At 43.4% G+C, this 17,636-nt stretch carries 18 protein-coding genes; 14 read left to right on the top strand and 4 right to left on the bottom strand.

Features of this window, described 5'->3' with window-relative positions; all coding sequences use genetic code 11:
• Positions 1 to 147: 147 nt before the first annotated feature.
• The gene (locus tag ACYH0L_RS14980; protein WP_482354138.1) at positions 148 to 1,347 is read left to right on the top strand and encodes an MFS transporter; all 1,200 of its coding nucleotides are present in this window, start codon (positions 148 to 150) and stop codon (positions 1,345 to 1,347) included.
• A 314-nt stretch (positions 1,348 to 1,661) separates the two neighbouring features.
• Here the strand turns inward: ACYH0L_RS14980 and ACYH0L_RS14975 are convergent, their stop codons facing one another.
• A complete protein-coding gene (locus ACYH0L_RS14975; RefSeq protein ID WP_256498996.1) occupies positions 1,662 to 2,831 on the bottom strand; it encodes a PucR family transcriptional regulator in 1,170 nt (389 codons plus the stop codon).
• A gap of 320 nt (positions 2,832 to 3,151) precedes the next feature.
• On the opposite strand from ACYH0L_RS14975, the gene ACYH0L_RS14970 reads away from it, so the two are divergent.
• From ACYH0L_RS14970 to yunB, 4 genes are all read left to right on the top strand, one after another.
• Complete coding sequence (locus ACYH0L_RS14970; RefSeq protein ID WP_482354137.1) at positions 3,152 to 4,003, top strand: DUF72 domain-containing protein; 852 nt, start codon at positions 3,152 to 3,154, stop codon at positions 4,001 to 4,003.
• 63 nt (positions 4,004 to 4,066) lie between these two features.
• On the top strand, positions 4,067 to 5,440 hold the full coding sequence (locus ACYH0L_RS14965; RefSeq protein ID WP_230030785.1) for a bifunctional metallophosphatase/5'-nucleotidase: 1,374 nt from the start codon (positions 4,067 to 4,069) through the stop codon (positions 5,438 to 5,440).
• A gap of 68 nt (positions 5,441 to 5,508) precedes the next feature.
• Positions 5,509 to 5,814 (top strand): YunC family protein, encoded by a 306-nt coding sequence (locus ACYH0L_RS14960; RefSeq protein WP_034317038.1) that lies wholly within the window; start codon positions 5,509 to 5,511, stop codon positions 5,812 to 5,814.
• A 75-nt stretch (positions 5,815 to 5,889) separates the two neighbouring features.
• Positions 5,890 to 6,654 carry a sporulation protein YunB gene (gene yunB / locus ACYH0L_RS14955; protein ID WP_230030877.1) on the top strand — a complete coding sequence of 255 codons (765 nt, stop codon included), beginning with the start codon at positions 5,890 to 5,892 and terminating at the stop codon, positions 6,652 to 6,654.
• A gap of 28 nt (positions 6,655 to 6,682) precedes the next feature.
• On the opposite strand, the gene ACYH0L_RS14950 is transcribed toward yunB, so the two are convergent.
• Positions 6,683 to 7,666, bottom strand: coding sequence for a M23 family metallopeptidase (locus ACYH0L_RS14950; protein WP_099727039.1), 984 nt, complete (start codon positions 7,664 to 7,666; stop codon positions 6,683 to 6,685).
• Between the two features lie 289 nt (positions 7,667 to 7,955).
• Here ACYH0L_RS14950 and lipA point away from each other — a divergent pair, with 289 nt between their 5' ends.
• Positions 7,956 to 8,852 carry a lipoyl synthase gene (gene lipA, locus ACYH0L_RS14945; protein WP_099727041.1) on the top strand — a complete coding sequence of 299 codons (897 nt, stop codon included), beginning with the start codon at positions 7,956 to 7,958 and terminating at the stop codon, positions 8,850 to 8,852.
• 39 nt (positions 8,853 to 8,891) lie between these two features.
• Here lipA and ACYH0L_RS14940 read toward each other — a convergent pair whose 3' ends face one another.
• Positions 8,892 to 9,527, bottom strand: coding sequence for a YhcN/YlaJ family sporulation lipoprotein (locus ACYH0L_RS14940; protein ID WP_099727042.1), 636 nt, complete (start codon positions 9,525 to 9,527; stop codon positions 8,892 to 8,894).
• Between the two features lie 120 nt (positions 9,528 to 9,647).
• On the opposite strand from ACYH0L_RS14940, the gene ACYH0L_RS14935 reads away from it, so the two are divergent.
• The 3 genes from ACYH0L_RS14935 to ACYH0L_RS14925 are packed head-to-tail and all read left to right on the top strand — an operon-like array spanning position 9,648 to position 11,163.
• On the top strand, positions 9,648 to 9,923 hold the full coding sequence (locus ACYH0L_RS14935) for a YutD family protein (protein ID WP_099727043.1): 276 nt from the start codon (positions 9,648 to 9,650) through the stop codon (positions 9,921 to 9,923).
• Positions 9,924 to 9,942: 19 nt separating this feature from the next.
• Entirely contained in the window at positions 9,943 to 10,377 is a 435-nt protein-coding gene (locus ACYH0L_RS14930) for a DUF86 domain-containing protein (protein ID WP_099727044.1), read from the top strand.
• 18 nt (positions 10,378 to 10,395) lie between these two features.
• On the top strand, positions 10,396 to 11,163 hold the full coding sequence (locus ACYH0L_RS14925; protein WP_230030878.1) for a TIGR01457 family HAD-type hydrolase: 768 nt from the start codon (positions 10,396 to 10,398) through the stop codon (positions 11,161 to 11,163).
• A 46-nt stretch (positions 11,164 to 11,209) separates the two neighbouring features.
• Here ACYH0L_RS14925 and ACYH0L_RS14920 read toward each other — a convergent pair whose 3' ends face one another.
• Positions 11,210 to 11,710, bottom strand: a complete 501-nt coding sequence (locus tag ACYH0L_RS14920) for a phosphatidylglycerophosphatase A family protein (protein WP_099727045.1) — start codon at positions 11,708 to 11,710, stop codon at positions 11,210 to 11,212.
• A 115-nt stretch (positions 11,711 to 11,825) separates the two neighbouring features.
• Here ACYH0L_RS14920 and yutH point away from each other — a divergent pair, with 115 nt between their 5' ends.
• The 5 genes from yutH (at position 11,826) to thrB (ending at position 17,413) form a co-directional block, all read left to right on the top strand.
• The gene (gene yutH, locus ACYH0L_RS14915) at positions 11,826 to 12,866 is read left to right on the top strand and encodes a spore coat putative kinase YutH (protein WP_327925423.1); all 1,041 of its coding nucleotides are present in this window, start codon (positions 11,826 to 11,828) and stop codon (positions 12,864 to 12,866) included.
• 74 nt (positions 12,867 to 12,940) lie between these two features.
• Positions 12,941 to 13,909, top strand: coding sequence for a 2-hydroxyacid dehydrogenase (locus ACYH0L_RS14910; RefSeq protein ID WP_099727047.1), 969 nt, complete (start codon positions 12,941 to 12,943; stop codon positions 13,907 to 13,909).
• A 224-nt stretch (positions 13,910 to 14,133) separates the two neighbouring features.
• Complete coding sequence (locus ACYH0L_RS14905; RefSeq protein ID WP_099727048.1) at positions 14,134 to 15,435, top strand: homoserine dehydrogenase; 1,302 nt, start codon at positions 14,134 to 14,136, stop codon at positions 15,433 to 15,435.
• Positions 15,435 to 16,496, top strand: a complete 1,062-nt coding sequence (thrC, locus tag ACYH0L_RS14900; RefSeq protein WP_230030786.1) for a threonine synthase — start codon at positions 15,435 to 15,437, stop codon at positions 16,494 to 16,496. Before ACYH0L_RS14905 ends, thrC begins: the two co-directional genes overlap by 1 nt.
• A complete protein-coding gene (gene thrB, locus ACYH0L_RS14895) occupies positions 16,493 to 17,413 on the top strand; it encodes a homoserine kinase (protein WP_099727050.1) in 921 nt (306 codons plus the stop codon). Before thrC ends, thrB begins: the two co-directional genes overlap by 4 nt.
• Positions 17,414 to 17,636 lie beyond the last annotated feature (223 nt).

The following is a 17,636-nucleotide window of genomic DNA, read 5'->3' as shown; positions in this document are numbered from 1 at the left end:
TACTCGCAATCTGCGGGTATTTTTTATTTGGAAAAGAACACTAATTTTTGAAAAACTAGACTTATAGGCGGCGGTATCGCTATACTGGAGAAGTTCTTATCATTTTTGTCATCATTTTCATTTATTTGCAGAAAGAGGTTTTTTGATATGAAGAAAATGGGCAGATTATATATTTTGATGCTCAATATATTTATTGCCATGCTTGGCTTTGGCCTCATTGTTCCTGTCATGCCGAGTTACATTGAAGCCTTTGGGGCAACAGGAAAAACACTTGGTTTTCTCGTTGCTGCAACGGGTCTGACACAATTTGCGTTATCACCGATCGCCGGCGTATTGACTGATCGATTTGGACGGAGAAAATTGATTATTGCCGGGATTGCTGGCTTTACCATTGCCCAATTTATTTTTGCGTTTGCCGATCAGCTTTGGATGCTGTTTGTGTCTCGGTTTTTAGGCGGGGCTGCAGGAGCTTTGCTGATGCCGGCCATGTTTGCATACATCGCTGATATTACAAGTGAAAAGGACCGGGGGAAAGGGATGGGCCTATTTAGTGCAGCGATGACACTAGGTTTTGTCATTGGACCGGGCGTAGGCGGATATTTGGTTGAGTTCGGGATCGCTTTTCCTTTTCTCATCGCAGGTTCTTTTGCAGCACTATCTACCCTGTTATCCATCCTGTTTTTACCTGAAACACTAACAAAGGAAAAGCAGGAAGAAGCGCGGTTGAACAAAGACATTCATTTCAATCCTTTTGTGCAGATGACTCAAGCTTTAAAGACATCCTATGGCTTTTTGTTTATATTGGCCTTTGTCCTCAATTTTGGAATCATTCATTTTGAATCGATTTTCGGTTTATATGTAGACCAAAAACACGGATTTACACCGAAGGATATTGCATTTGTCATTACGGTGGCCGGACTTGCCGGAGTACTTGTCCAAGGTGCGTTAGTGAATACCTGTGTGAAACGATTTGGTGAGATGCGTGTCGTGCGTTATGCGCTGCTAGGTGCAGCTGTCATGCTGATCGCCTGCCGTTTTGCGCCGTCTTTTTGGTGGATTTTTACAGGTTCGATTTTATTTTTGTCGGCTACCTCTTTTGTTCGTCCAGCCCTCAATACATTGTTGTCCAAAATGGCCGGGAATCAGCAAGGGTTAGCAGGCGGTCTCAATACATCCTTTATGAGTCTTGCCAACATCGTCGGACCAAGCCTTGCGGGAATTTTATTTGATGTGAATATTGAGCTTCCTTTTATGTTTGGGACACTTGTGCTTTGCGCCAGTTTCATAGCGTCTATCATATGGGCGAAAAAAGTAGAGCATACTCACGTTATGCCAAGAAGATTGTAGTTGATCTACAGTCTTTTTTAAATGAATGAAATCTATTTAGAAAAATTCCAACTAGAAATAGTATACATGTTATCTAGGTGAAAATTAGAGGAGAGGAAAACAATAGATTTAGATCTTTTCAACCTTTAAAAAGTTGTTAATGAAATACTGCATTATACATTTTGTGTAAAAAATGGTTGATTGGCATTTTTCACAATGGTAATATCAATCTCGACCTCTATACTGCCGTATGGATCAGATACCTTCCATTTGTCACCACTCCTCATGTCTCACTTTTTCTCCTCCAAACTATACGAAGTTCTAGAAAAAAAGATTCAATAAGAATGGGATGAGAAATGCATTTGAATGCGTAAAGCTAAGCGGAGCCGCAGTGTTGCGTCAGGGTCTTTTAAGCTGATTCGAAGCAATTCCTCGCACTTCTCCAGTCGATAAATGACAGTGTTGCGATGAACATACAAACGCTTGGCTGTTTCTGAAATGTGGCAATGTGTCTCTAAATACACAGATAAGGTGTGGAGGAGGCTTTGGTCGACTAGTGATGGTTCATATAATGGGTGAAGGTGCAGTTGGTGGAACGTGACTAAATCCTTTCTTGGAATCAGCTTCAGTAAATCTGGCACATCCTTTGCCTGATAGAACTGAATGTATTCAGTGCGCGATGAGAGCCGGCCTGCTTGAAGAGCATCGAATGCTTCGCTGTAACCTTCAATCAGATGGGTGATGAGGTGTCCCGTCAGGCTCACACCAAAGGAAATGGTGCCATTCATATGTTTTTTCACGAGCAGCTGCAATTGTTTTAAAAAAGAGATGAGCATGTCGCTTACCTCAGACCAGCTGCCTGTCTCTTCCATCAATAGAATGCCCATATCCGCTTTGACAAAAAGAAAGGCGGGAAATGGACAGCTTGGAAGTGCGTATTCAAGCAAATCAACCACTTGATCTAAAACGATTTGCTGCTCAATCAAACATGTGGAATCACTACTCTGATCAAACTGACAGACCATACATAAATAGGTGCTCCCTGTGCTTAATCCAAACGTCTGTGCAAGTCGGACAACGTCTTGCTCGGAAGACACTGCACCTTCTATCCATCTGCGAAACCCTTCATTTCGGGCCCGCTTGGCCGTTTGTTCGATGGCATGTTGCCTCATTCGTGCAATTGACAATTCATTTACAGCGTGTTCAATCATCACATGCAGTTCTTTTTCCTGTGGTGGAATGAAGGAAAGGACCACTAAATAATCACATGTATGTTCGGTGATATAAATGGGAAAGACGGAAAAGGTTTGCTTACCATGTACCATAGAAAAATAATGGCTTGTCGTGCTCTGAAAAAAATGGAGGACTTGAATCAATTCTGGGCTTGTCATCATTGTGTGCGAGGTGTAGAGAATCTGTCCATACCGGTTCAGTAAATAGACAGGTCTGTGAATCCTTTGGGTCATTTTTTGTAATGCTTCAAAATGATGATTGGCCATGTTCATATCCACTCAATCTCCTTTATTGAGAGCCAAAGCTGTTGGTGAAGATGAATAAAAAAATGGACAAGCGCTGTTAACATCTCTGATATGCATTATGTTATCAGCTAAAATCATTTTACATAGAAAGTTGTCAACTAATATCACAAGCAAACAGGGTGGATAGGACACAATCGCGTGCCAACAGTCATCTTCATTCAGAATTACGGGCAAATGTGATATGTTGTAGACAGAAGAATTTCTTTCAGAAATATGGGTATCCCAAGAGACAAAGGCTTTGATGTGGGAAAGCCGCCTATACCCATAAGTGGCAAGAGGTGAGATACATGATTTATATCGGATTAACTGGCTGGGGGGATCATGACAGTCTTTACCCGCCGAAAATAGGAAGCTCTCAAAAGCTGTTTCACTACGCGTCAACGTTCCCTATTGTGGAACTGGATGCAAGCTTTTATGCTGTTCAGCCTGAGCGCAATCATGAAAAGTGGATAAAGGACACACCGGACACCTTTCAATTTGTCGTGAAAGCATACCAAGGAATGACCGGACATCAAAGAGGCGAGATTCCTTTTGCTTCGAAGGAAGAAATGTTTGACGCTTTTATCCTCTCATTGACTCCGCTCATTCGAGAAGGGAAACTGGCCATGGTCCTGTTTCAATTTCCACCATGGTTTGATTGTAAAAAAGAGCATGTCCAATATTTAAGATGGTTTAAGGAAAAGATGGGTGACATTCCGTGTGCCCTCGAATTCCGAAACCGGACATGGTTTTCAAACGATTTTTATGAGCAAACCTTGTCCTTTATGGAGAAAGAAGGGTGGATTCATTCCGTCTGTGATGAACCACAAGTCGGAGAAGGGTCCATTCCGCCAGTCATACAAGCCACACACCGTGATAAAACATTGGTCCGTTTTCACGGAAGAAATAAACAGGGCTGGCTTCACCCAGCAGACCATGAGAATTGGCGAGAAGTGCGTTACTTATATTTATATAATGAAGCTGAATTAAAGGAATGGAAAAAGAATCTCGACATCCTGCATCAGCAATCGAAAGATGTATATGTTGTGTTTAATAATAACTCCGGCGGAGATGCAGCGGCGAATGGCCAGCAAATGATTGATTTGCTGGATATTACCTATTCAAGCTTATCCCCGAAGCAGTTAGATTTTTTTAGTTAAATGAGAGCTGCGGCTTTCAAGCTGAATGAAACGGTTCAGTGACAACTTGAGGGAGAGATCAACATGCTGCAGAAGCTATGGTTATATCATACAAACGACTTGCACAGCCACTTTGAGAACTGGCCAAAAATCGCCGCTTATATTGAAGAAAAGCGTCAAGTTCACGATCAGATGCTTTTGTTTGATATTGGCGACCATATGGACCGAGTGAACCTAGTGTCAGAAGCTGATTATGGAAAGGTAAACGTCAAGCTCCTCGATCAGCTCGGCTATGATGGGGTCACGATTGGTAATAATGAGGGCATTACGCTGCCTCATGATCAACTGGATCAATTATACAAAGAGGCTCAATTTTCAGTGATTTTGTCTAATTTATTTGAGAAAGGCAAAAGACCATCGTGGGCAAAGCCTTATCATATGATCACAATGAAAAATGGACTGAAGATATGCCTCTTAGGGGTAACGATTGCTTATACACCTGTATATGAAAAGCTGGGCTGGGACATTATAGACCCGTTTGACAGCATACGGGACATGCTGCAGGAAGTGAAGGGACAGGCTGATGTGATTGTGCTCCTTTCCCATCTTGGTATCATCCATGATCGGGAGGTAGCCCAAGATTTTCCCGAAATTGACATCATCTTAGGCGCGCACACGCATCATCTTTTAGAACATGGTGAGATGGACAATGGTGTGCTGCTTGCATGTGCTGAAAAGTATGGGCATTACATTGGCTGTGTAGAGCTGACCATTGACACAACGCGCAACGAGCTCATAGAGAAAAAGGCGACAGTGCAATCAGTGGACCAGCTCATAAGTGAATCGGATGAAGCCATCACCACCTTACAGCAAGCTGAAAGAAGAGCAAAATCACTGATGCAGGAAAAAGTGGCGACGGTCGAGACGAAGCTTGAAACAAAATGGTTCGATGAATCTCCGCTTCCTCAGCTGTTAACAGATGCCATTAAAGATTGGTGCGGGGCAGATATCGGCATGATGAATGCAGGCATGGTGCTTGATTCATTAGAGGCTGGGGCCGTGACAAGAGAAGAGATCCACCGGATATGTCCGCATCCAATTAATCCAATTCGAGTGACGCTTACCGGTAAACAGCTGCTAGAAACCGTTCAGCGGGCATGTGAAGAAAAAATGGAACAGCTGCGCATCAAAGGCTTCGGTTTTAGAGGTGAATTGATGGGGAAAATGCTATACAGCGGACTCACCTATACATTAGAAGAAGGCGAAAACAAACGGGTGAAAGAAGTCTTTGTCCATGGTCAATTAATCAAAGAGGATGATTCATATACGATTGGCACAGTAGATATGTATACACTCGGCTCCCTGTTTCCTCATATACGTGACCATGAACATATTGACTATTTCATGCCGGAATTTTTACGTGATGTGCTGAGCTGGCGCTTGAAGGAAGCAAGATGAAATCCGCTTCAGCCTAACAACACTCGCCCTCTCTTCACATAGATTGTGGGTGAGAGGAGTGAAGGGATTTGGTGAATTTAACACCGATTACAATTGATGGCCATTCCTTTACAGCCGTCACCGTCAAACTGCCGAAGACCAATTTTATGGCAGTGACAAACGAGCATGGTTATATTATGTGCGGTGCACTTGATGTCGGGCTCTTAAATGAAAAGCTTGCAGATAGAGGAATCATCGCAGGAAGAGCGGTCGGTGTGAGAACCATCGAGCAATTGCTCGATGCGCCTTTAGAATCTGTGACATACGCCGCTGAAGCGCTAGGCATTCCAGCTGGAACAATCGGCAGAGACGCATTATTAAAAATGGTGAAATAAAATGAAGAGATGATTCCTATCCCCCCGCCTGTCTGCATACACTTGTAATGGAGAAGGGGGGATTTTTTATTGAGAATGAACCGCCGTTATCGCCCCTACAAAAAGGGCCCTTTGCCGTTTCGTTACGTGATGCTGCTTGCCATATTATTTTTTGTGCTCTCAACTGTCATTAGTCTATTTTTCATTAACCGTTCTATTAAACCAACCCTGATTCACATTGCTGAACTAGAAACAGAGCGAATAGCCAATCATCTCATTCAATATTCTGTTCAAGATTTTGCAGACGATCAGGAGAATATGAAGGATATGGTGGTCATGAATACAAGTGAGAACGGTAAAGTAACGACCATCGATTTCAATGCGCAAGCAACATCGAAAGCAATGGCTGACCTGTCACGTCATCTTCAAAAAAATTTAGAGGACATCGAAAAGGGGAATTTTCAAAAGGAAGCGAAAGAGGCATTAAAAGATCAAACGGATGGCCATGACGGCATTATATACAATATTCCACTTGGGCAAGCGTCTGGAAATGCACTGATCGCAAACCTAGGACCAAAAGTGCCTGTACGATTTAGTGTCATTGGTGATCCGCATACGGACGTTGAAAAAAACATTAAGCCTTATGGCATTAACAATGCCTTGATTGATATTAGTGTTCTGATCGAGGTGAAGGTGAGAGTCATCATTCCGTTTGCATCTGAAACCATCGTCGTCAAAAATTCTGTTCCTGTCTCCATACAAGCCGTTCAAGGGGACGTGCCAGATTATTATAATGGCAGCGGGACAAATTCCGGTGCTCCATCGATTGTTTTGCCAGAGAAAAAGGAGAAAGAAGATTAACAGCCCAATGAAAGAATTGGGCTGTTTGTTATGATTTGCTTTTCCGCTCGGCTCTTTCCCACGCTCGCAGGTGAGGGTATGGATCAAATGACCATTCGGTTCGTCCGTTGTCCTTATACATCCCATAATGAAGGTGTGGAGGAAACTTTCCTGCTGTGCCGGGAGGGCCATAACCGGAGCTTCCGACAGACCCAATAACCTGTCCAGGTTCAACAATTTGGCCTGTCTTGAGTCCTTTTGCAAATCCATTTAAGTGAGCGAAATAATGATAATGATTGTGAATATCTCGAATGCCTATCCGCCAGCCGCCAAAGCGGTTCCAGCCTTTCATTTCAATAATGCCATATGATGTCGCACGAACAGGAAGACCATAATGGGCAAATAAATCAGTGCCCTCATGGATTCTTCTCCCTCCAAAGCCTCTCGCATCACCCCATGTACTCCTGTAGCTGTAGTCAGCTCCGACCGGAAGAGGAAACGCATGCTTTCCGAGGTCAAGATGGCCATAGTGCTTATAGAGCTTCATAAAAGATGAAATGATTCCAACGGTTTGATCACGTCCATAATAGTCCCATAAGGCAATTTTTAATTGGTCAATGGTGCTGCCGTAGTAAAGCAAGTATTGAGCAAACGTGAACAGTACATCTTCATCATTATCGATTTCAGCTTTACCATCCCCATTTCCATCAAGCCCAATGCCGTCAAACACTTTAATGCTTAAGGGGGAGGTATCCTGCTTATTCGGGTTTTCTGGTCCGATCCACATTTCCCGGGGAATGTAGATGCCAATGACGCCTTTTTGTTTCGGTAAATCTTTTCTGCTTTTTCGAATATTGTGTTCATACTGATCTACCGCAGCAAGTACATACCATGGAACCTGTGTCGTGATGGCGACTTTTTCGTATAGTGCCATTCGCTGCTTCAACTCATCTGGCTGCTTGCTCGCCCCTTCTGCATGAATAGGTAAAGGTATTATTGAAAGAGCGATGATGATGGCTAAAACCACTTTCACAAACGTCCATCTCCTTTCTTCGAGCATCATCTTCTAATGTTTAGTGTGGGTAGATCGCTATATTTCATAAGAAGAAAATGTTAGTAATTTTCTTCTGTTTATTTAGGAGCCTTTTGGGTATTTTTGCAGCTCATTCCCTTGTTGTTCAATCTGTACTATGTTAAAGTGTCTAAAGAAAAGGCTTTAGGCCGAAGATTCAATTTTTTGCAGCTTCTGGCTGCATCCATCGTATATAGCAGGAAGATTTTTGTATATGCACCTTTAACGAATTCATATGGAGATGATGGAATTGGCAAAGAAGGAAGAGCACGTAAGAAAACCGGACTGGCTTAAAATTAAGCTGAATACAAATGAAAACTATACCGGTTTGAAAAAAATGATGCGGGAAAACAACCTGAATACCGTTTGTGAGGAAGCGAAATGTCCGAATATTCATGAATGCTGGGCAGTTAGAAGAACCGCTACATTTATGATCCTTGGATCTGTTTGTACGCGCGCATGCCGTTTCTGTGCGGTGAAAACTGGACTTCCAACTGAGCTTGACCTGCAAGAACCGGAACGCGTTGCAGATTCAGTGGCTTTGATGAATTTAAAGCACGCTGTTATAACAGCGGTTGCAAGGGATGACCAAAAAGATGGCGGAGCAGGCGTATTTGCTGAAACAGTGCGTGCCATTAGAAGGAAAAGCCCATTCACCACAATTGAAGTTCTCCCTTCAGATATGGGTGGCAATGATGATAACTTGAAAACGTTGATGGATACACGACCTGACATTTTAAATCACAATATTGAAACAGTACGCAGGTTAACACCGAGGGTTCGTGCACGTGCGACATATGATCGTTCATTAGAATTCTTGCGTCGTGCAAAAGAAATGCAGCCTGACATTCCAACGAAATCAAGCATTATGATTGGACTCGGTGAAACGAAGGAAGAAATCATTGAAGTCATGGATGATCTTCTTGCCAATCACGTCGACATCATGGCGATTGGCCAGTATTTACAGCCTTCGAAAAAGCATTTGAAAGTTCAAAAATACTACCATCCAGATGAGTTTGCAGAGCTGAAGGAAATTGCCATGTCAAAAGGCTTTAGCCACTGTGAAGCTGGGCCGCTTGTCCGCTCTTCCTACCATGCAGACGAACAAGTAAACGAAGCGTCTAAAAAGCGTCAGGCGCAAGCATAACAAAGAAAACGCCAGAGCTTTCTGGCGTTTTTTCTCGTATTAATTTTGGCCGTAAGGGGCGTTTCTTCTCATGGTGCGGTCGGAATTTGTCATGCCATTTGCATCTTCTTGATTTGAAATATCCCCACCTTGAGGGGAATATTTCATTTGTTGAATCGTTTTTGTTAAAATTTGATCAAAATCACGTGAATTGGTTTGAAGACGTGAAAAATTGGCAATGGATTGAAAGTGCTCTGGGTTATCAGAGACGTATACATGATAATAACGAGGGAGAACGGAAACCGCCGTTTTCTTCACTTGATCGGCTGATTCATCTCGGTTTTTGTTTCCTGTTCGATACACAATCAGTGCATCCTCATCTGTGACAAGAGTCGCTGCATCTTTGATGTTTGGCAGCTGTACAGCTAAACTTGTAATGACGTGGGCAAGGTGCTCACGATTTAAAGCAGGTGTCTTTTCTTTCTGATCCGTTACTTGCTGCCGCTGATAACGAACATATCCTGCTCTGTTTGTGTCTGCTTCTGGCATGTTGGAATTATTTCCTTCATGACGATCAGACAGCCGGATAGTTTTACTTGAAGAATCTTCATCCACCTGCCTGTTCATACCTGATTGAAAGCCGCATCCGCCTAAAAGCATGCAGAGGAGAATAGTGGCTGTCAGTTGTTTCATCATAAATGTGACCTCCTTTTTTCTTTAGCTTCGGCTAAAACCGAAAAAACATGCTTTAGCAATTGATGGAGTTCTTCCAATGAATTATCATTAAAGATGGATCGTTTAAAAAGAGGTGAGAAGATGATCGTTATTCAGAATGCTACCTTTGATCTTGTGAGAGATATCAAAGACGGCTTTGATGAGGAAGCGTTTAAAGCAAGGTACTCAGATATTTTAAATAAGTATGATTATATTGTGGGAGATTGGGGCTACAATCAGCTTAGGCTGAAAGGGTTCTTTGATGACCAAAACCAAAAGGCCACATTTGATACAAAAATCAGCACACTCGATGAATACATTTATGAATACTGTAATTTTGGCTGTGCCTATTTTGTCTTAAAACGAATGAGAAAATAACGCAAAGGGGAGCGTCATGATGTATTTCGTAGACAGAAAGAAGATTGAAGAGACATTACGTTTTTTCGAGGAGCAATATGATTTGATGCGCAGTCATCAAACATGGACAAGTCCTCTAGAGAAAAAAGCGCTGGAACGAATCGTTCATCTGCTCGTCGAATGTATTCTTGATACGGGGAATGACATGATTGATGGCTTTATTATGCGTGATCCAGGAAGCTATGATGACATCATGGATATTCTTGTCGATGAAAAGGTCGTACCAGAAGTGGAAGGTAGCCAGCTGAAAAAGCTTGTCTCGTGCCGCAAAACGCTTGTTCAGCAATATCAGGAAGTGGATCATCACGACTTATTGCAGGTGATCAGTGAGGTAGAACAGGCGCTTCAAGTATTTCCAAACAGAATCCGTACCTATTTGGAGCAGGAGCTTGGACCAGTATCAGCGTTTAAATAAACCATTGGAGTTGTGAGCATCATGAAATACAAAGGCTATTTAATTGATTTAGATGGGACGATGTATAAAGGAACAGAAAAGATTGAAGAGGCGGGTCAATTTGTTCAAAAGTTAAATGAGTTGAACATCCCTTATTTGTTTGTCACAAATAACTCTTCACGCACCCCGAAGCAGGTAGCGGAGAAACTTGTTTCTTTCGATATTCCAGCAACGGAAGAACAAGTCTTTACAACAAGTATGGCGACGGCAAACTATATTGCGGAACAAAAGAAAGATGCGTCTGTTTACGTCATCGGCGAAGAAGGAATCAGGCAGGCCATTGAAGAAAAAGGGCTGACGTTTGGTCAGGAAGACGCTGATTTCGTTGTTGTTGGAATTGATCGAGGCATTACTTATGAAAAATTAGCAGTAGGTGCAATTGCCATTCGTCAAGGAGCACAATTTGTCTCAACAAATGGCGATATTGCCATTCCAACAGAAAGAGGGCTGTTGCCAGGGAACGGCTCTTTAACGTCTGTGCTGACAGTCACCACAACGGTCCAGCCAACGTTTATTGGAAAGCCAGAATCGATCATCATGGAACAAGCCATGCGGGTGCTCGGGACAGATGTGTCTGAGACGCTCATGGTCGGTGATAACTATGATACCGATATTATGGCAGGGATGAATGCAGGAATGGATACATTGCTCGTTCATACAGGCGTGACAACAAAAGAGCTGCTTCAGCAGTATGACAAACAGCCAACCTATGTCATTGATTCTTTATCCGAGTGGATCGAGCGATGATCATAAAAAAGAGGACAAGCGTTACGCGCGCGTCCTCTTTTTTGGTTTATTCCGCATTTCTCGAACTATGCGCCAGCCTGCTTGATGCTGCCGCAGCAATGGCGCCAACAATGTCATCTAAAAAAGTATGGCACTTGCCTGTGGATTTATCGTTCAGTTTTCCAAGGATTCCTGGTTTTTCTTTATCGATATATCCGTAATTCGTAAAGCCGATCGATCCATAAATATTGACGATGGCAAAGGACAAAATTTCATCGACGCCATACAGGCTTTCGTCTGTTTCAAGAATCGATTGCAGAGGCTCGGTCAGCTTCTTTTGTTCCGCTAGAACATCTAGTTCAACGCCTGTTAAAATGGCATTTTGGACTTCACGTTTTGCGATGACACGCTCCACATTGTGGATGCACTCTGTCATGTCTAAGCCAGGATGATACTTTTCCTGTAAAAAGTAGACAAGGTCTGCTATATCTTGAATGGTTACGCCTCGCTCTTGTAAACGGCGTCTTGCTGTTTTTTCTACTTCGTTCATCTCATGATGATGCGGCATGTATTCCTCACCCAATCCTCGTAATTTGTCCACAACGTGTGAAAAAGCTTCGGATAGTAAATTGTATTCATAAATCTCTCAACCTGCGACTACGATATGATAAAGGACTGATCATATGAACGCAGGTGAAAACATGAAAGAAACCATTTATCACACATTTGGTATTGATGTTCGTCAATTGCTGCCATATGGCAGCTATCAGAGCTTTCAAACGGCGAAGGCTCTCTTCCTCATTGTTCCTGTGTCTCATTTGCGAGAAGAAGAACTCACAGAGCTTTATCATATTAGTCAGTATTTACTGAATGAGGGTGACCCATACGTCGCTGTGTTTGAATTAACGAATGAAGAGAAACCGACCTTTACTCATGGAAAGGAGCTGTACGCCTTATTCAAGGCAGCACCGCCGATTACAAGCCGCTCGTTTCAACATGCGTCAGAGCTGGCGGCCTTTCATGTAAGGGGAAGAGGGTTTCCTTATGAGGTGTCTGAAACAAAACGGGTGGGAGCCTGGAAGGAATTATGGGCAAAACGGTTAGATCAGCTTGAAGGCTTTTGGATGCAGCAAATGCATCAAAAACCGCTTGAACGGTTTGAAAAAAAATTCATTGAATCTTTTCCGTATTATCTTGGGTTAACGGAAAATGCCATTCAATATTTAGTTGATACAGAGCTTGATGATGAACCGAGAGAATGTGACTCAGGCACTGTTTGTCATCAGCGCTTTTCACGTAAGACATGGCCACATGAGCAGCCGCTTCGTTTACCTGTTGATTGGGTCTTTGATCATCCAACCCGGGACATTGCCGAATACTTAAGAGAAACCTTTGTACAGCATAAGGAAGATTTAATTGAAGAAGGATTTTCCTTTCTGCAGCAATATGAGCAGGTGACACCCCTTTCATCCTTTTCAAAGCGATTGTTATACAGCCGCCTTTTGTTCCCGCTTCATTATTTTGAAATTGTGGAAGGCTACTACATGTCTGGAGAGAATGAAAAATCATATTATGAAGAGCGGTTAGATTACGTCTTAAATGATGCCAACCGCTATGAATACTTTCTGAAGGTCTTTCAAGAGATGAGTGCCATGCGAAGCGGCGGGAGCCTCATTCCGGCTGTTGGATGGATTCAACCATCCGCTGATTTGAAGTTTCAGTGAACAGACGAAACGTCTCTTTTCTCTTGAGGCGTTTTTCGTTATGCTTAAAGAAATCAACCAAAGGAGTGTTCTTCTTGACGAAACCTTATGTCTATATCACAAGAAAGCTGGATGAAGCAGCACTTACACCATTAAAAGAAGTCGCTCATATTGAGATGTGGCCGAGCGAGGAGGAGCCATGTCCAAGAGAAGAGTTAGAAAAACAATCTGCTAAGGCTGATGGGCTTCTCACAATGCTGTCAGATCAAGTGGACGAGGCACTTTTATCAAATGCCCCGAATGTAAAAGTGGTGGCGAACCTTGCTGTTGGCTATGACAATATTGATCTTGGAGCAGCTAAAAAACATGGTATCACAGTGTGTAATACACCAGACGTATTAACAGAATCCACAGCTGATTTAGCCTTTGCCCTGCTGATGGCATCAGCTAGACGGATTGTTGAGGCGAGTGATTGGATTAAGGAAGGAAAATGGACAGGCTGGGGACCGCTTCTTCTTGCCGGCGCCGATGTTCATCACAAAACCCTTGGAATTGTCGGAATGGGCAGTATTGGAACAGCACTTGCCAAGCGGGCAGCGGGCTTTGATATGAAGGTGCTTTACCATAACCGTTCAAGAAAGCCAGAGGCAGAAGCGCAGTTAGGTGTGACCTATGCCACCTTTGATGAACTGCTCACACTGTCTGATTTCATCGTCTGTCTGACCCCTTTAACCCCGGAAACGAAAGAAATGTTTAATGAGAAAGCTTTTGATCAGATGAAGAACACGGCTTACTTTATCAACGTATCAAGAGGGCAGACGGTGAATGAGGATGCTTTATATAAGGCTGTCACAACAGGGAAAATTGCAGGAGCAGGCCTCGATGTATTTAGTCAGGAGCCTGTCAGCCCGGCTCATCCGTTAACGACATTACCTAACGTGACGGTTCTTCCTCATATCGGAAGCGCAAGTGTTGAAACGAGAAAAACGATGATGCATTTATGTGCTGAAAATATCGCGCTTGTCTTACAAGATCAGCAGGCCAAAACGCCGGTTCATCCATAATGTTAAGGCTTCCCGACTTTCGGGAGCTTTTCTCACAAAAATATTTTGAAAATATAGAATCTTGATATAAATAGCTGTTAAGCGGTTTCATTCTTACATTCTCATATTTTATTACCTTGTCAAAATGAGGATACCCCTTTATAATGTGTGTACATTGAATGTCTGTGTTAGGTTAACAAATGTCTTTTTAGAGAGGACATTTACGGAGAAAGGTGGAATTTCAGGTGAAGGCAATTCGAGTTGGACTATTAGGATTAGGAACAGTGGGGAGCGGTGTCGTTAAGATTATCCAAGATCATCAGGATAAATTAATGCACCAGATCGGCTGTCCCGTATTAATACAAAAAGTGCTTGTGAGCAATCCCGACAAAAAAAGAGATGTGGATGTAGCAAGAGAGGTCTTCACAACTGAAGTATACGATGTGATTAGAGATCCAGAGGTCGACGTCATTATTGAAGTGATGGGCGGCATTGAAGATACAAAACAATATTTAATAGATGCGTTAAACGAGAAGAAACATGTCATTACAGCCAATAAAGATTTAATGGCACTTTACGGAACGGAGCTTTTGCATGTTGCGAAAGAAAATGGCTGTGATCTTTATTATGAAGCAAGTGTCGCCGGAGGAATTCCGATTCTTCGTACACTGGAGGAAGGATTAGCCTCTGATCGAATCACAAAGATGATGGGTATCGTGAACGGCACAACGAATTTTATTTTAACGAAAATGAATGTCAATAAAAGCGCATATGAAGATGTATTAAAAGAAGCGCAAGATCTCGGCTTTGCAGAAGCAGATCCAACAGCTGATGTAGAAGGACTGGATGCGGCAAGGAAAATGGCCATTCTTGCAAGACTTGGCTTTTCGATGAATGTTGATTTAGAAGATGTGAAGGTCAAAGGCATCTCTGAAATCTCTGATGAGGACATTAATTTCAGCAAACGATTTGGCTATACAATGAAGCTGATCGGTATTGCCCAAAGAGACGGAGAGAAAGTGGAGGTCAGTGTACAGCCAACTTTACTCCCTGATCATCATCCACTATCATCCGTCAACAATGAATTCAATGCTGTGTATGTCTACGGAAGTGCTGTGGGAGAAACGATGTTTTACGGACCTGGAGCAGGAAGTCTGCCAACGGCAACAGCTGTTGTATCTGACTTAGTCGCAGTGATGAAAAATATGCGTCTTGGCGTGAACGGAAGCGGATTTATCGCAGCGCAATTTGAGAAGAAAATCAAATCATCATCGGAAGTATTTGCTCAGCAATTCTTAAGAATCCATGTCAGAGATCAAGTCGGGGCATTCTCCCGGATTACATCTATTTTTTCTGAAAGAGGCATCAGCTTTGAAAAGATCCTTCAGCTTCCTGTGAAAGGGCATGATGAGCTGGCTGAAATTGTGATTATTACACATCAGACTTCAGAAGAAGATTTCTCAAATATCCTGCAAAAATTAAACGATCTCGACGTGGTGGTTCAGGTGAAGAGCACGTACCGAGTAGAAGGGAACGGTTTAAGCTGATGAAGTGGAATGGACTCATTGAAGAATTCCAAGAATTCTTACCAGTAAACGAACATACACCAAAACTAACATTAAATGAGGGGAATACACCGCTGATCCACCTCGCCAAGCTTTCTGAAAAGCTAGGGATTGAGCTGCATGTGAAAACAGAGGGCGTCAATCCAACGGGCTCTTTTAAAGATCGAGGAATGGTCATGGCAGTCGCAAAGGCAAAAGAAGAAGGCAATGATACGATCATGTGTGCTTCGACAGGAAATACCTCTGCAGCCGCTGCGGCTTATGCGGCTCGCGCTGATATGAAATGTATTGTCATCATTCCAGATGGGAAAATTGCCTTCGGTAAGCTCGCGCAGGCTGTGATGTACGGAGCAGAGATCATTGCCATTGACGGCAACTTTGATGATGCGCTTAAAATTGTCCGCAGCATCTGTGAAAAAGCGCCGATTGCACTCGTTAACTCCGTTAATCCTTACCGAATTGAAGGACAAAAGACAGCGGCATTTGAAATCTGTGAACAGCTAGGCTCTGCGCCAGACGTACTGGCGATTCCTGTTGGAAATGCAGGGAATATCACAGCCTACTGGAAAGGGTTCAAAGAATATCATGAGCAAAAAGGTACTGGGCTGCCTGTGATGCGCGGTTTTGAAGCAGAAGGTGCAGCAGCGATCGTTCGAAATGAAGTAATTGAGCAGCCAGAAACAGTAGCAACAGCCATTCGTATCGGAAATCCAGCAAGCTGGAAGCAAGCTGTGGCAGCCGCCGATGAATCAAACGGAAAAATTGATGAAGTGACAGACGAGGAAATTCTTCATGCGTATCAATTGATTGCACGTGAAGAAGGGGTGTTTGCAGAGCCAGGATCATGTGCGTCCATTGCGGGCGTACTAAAGCAGGTGAAATCTGGAGAAATCAAGCCAGGCAGTAAAGTGGTCGCTGTATTAACAGGAAACGGGTTGAAAGATCCGAATACGGCGATTGATATTTCACACATCAAACCGGTCACACTCGATGCAGATGAAGATCAAATTCTCGAACATTTAGAAAAGGCCGCACGCGTATGAGTGAAGCCTCCATGCTTTTTTCAATCACAGTACCGGGAAGCACTGCCAACTTAGGACCAGGCTTTGATTCAGTCGGAATGGCGCTCAGCCGCTACTTAAAGCTATCGGTCTATGGCCATGATAGCTGGCTGTTTGAAGCAGAAACAGATGTCGTGTCTGGTATTCCATCAGGCACCGACAATCTGATTTATCAAACAGCCAAAAAGGTCGCAGATGACTTTGGAAAAACACTCCCGCCTGTTCATGTCAAAGTGTGGAGTGATATTCCATTGGCTCGGGGGCTAGGCAGCAGTGCAGCCGCCATCGTGGCCGCCATTGAGCTTGCCAATCAGCTGCTTGAATTAAATTTGTCAGATGATCAGAAGCTCTTTTTTGCAAGTGAGGTAGAGGGTCATCCAGATAATGCTGGTGCTTCGCTATTTGGTGGTTTACTCATCGGTCTTCATGAAGAAGAAAAGACACATGCCGTCAAAGTGCAGCATGTAGACATAGATGTAGTGGTCGTAATTCCTTTTTATGAAGTGTTAACAAAGGATGCCCGTGATGTCCTGCCAGAGGATCTTTCCTATAAGCATGCCGTTAGTGCGAGTGCGGTGAGTAACGTCCTTGTCGCCGCCTTAATGACGCAGAACTGGCCGCTTGTAGGGGAGATGATGAATAAAGATTTGTTTCATCAGCCTTATCGCACCATGCTTGTCCCAGAGCTGTCGAAGGTGGAGCATGTCGCTTCATTAAAAGGAGCGTATGGAACAGCTTTAAGCGGTGCCGGGCCGACGATCCTTACCTTAGTTGAAAAAGGGAAGGGAGACGCGCTGAAAGAGCAGCTTGCTCAAAATTTCCCTCATTGCGAAGTAGATTTGCTGACGGTTCCAGTAGAAGGTGTCGTCGTCGAACATCATCCTGTCAATCAAGTGTAGAACGTGCGGTGAATACGCACGTTCCAGCGTGTAGACAAACCCTCGCATTCTGTGTCAGTCCTGCGTGCCGGTGCTCACGAATCTCAAATTCGCTCCGCTCCGGTACTCGTCCTTCCTAGACTTCAAGGGCTTTCTATCACGCTGAAAAGAAGACAAAGGGCTAAAATAAAGATCATTTTAGCCCTTTGTCAACAATCTGGAACGTGCGGTGAATACGCACGTT

This window comes from Bacillus sp. MC1252, from assembly GCF_056838025.1.
This window is presented reverse-complemented; position numbering and strand designations above follow the sequence as displayed.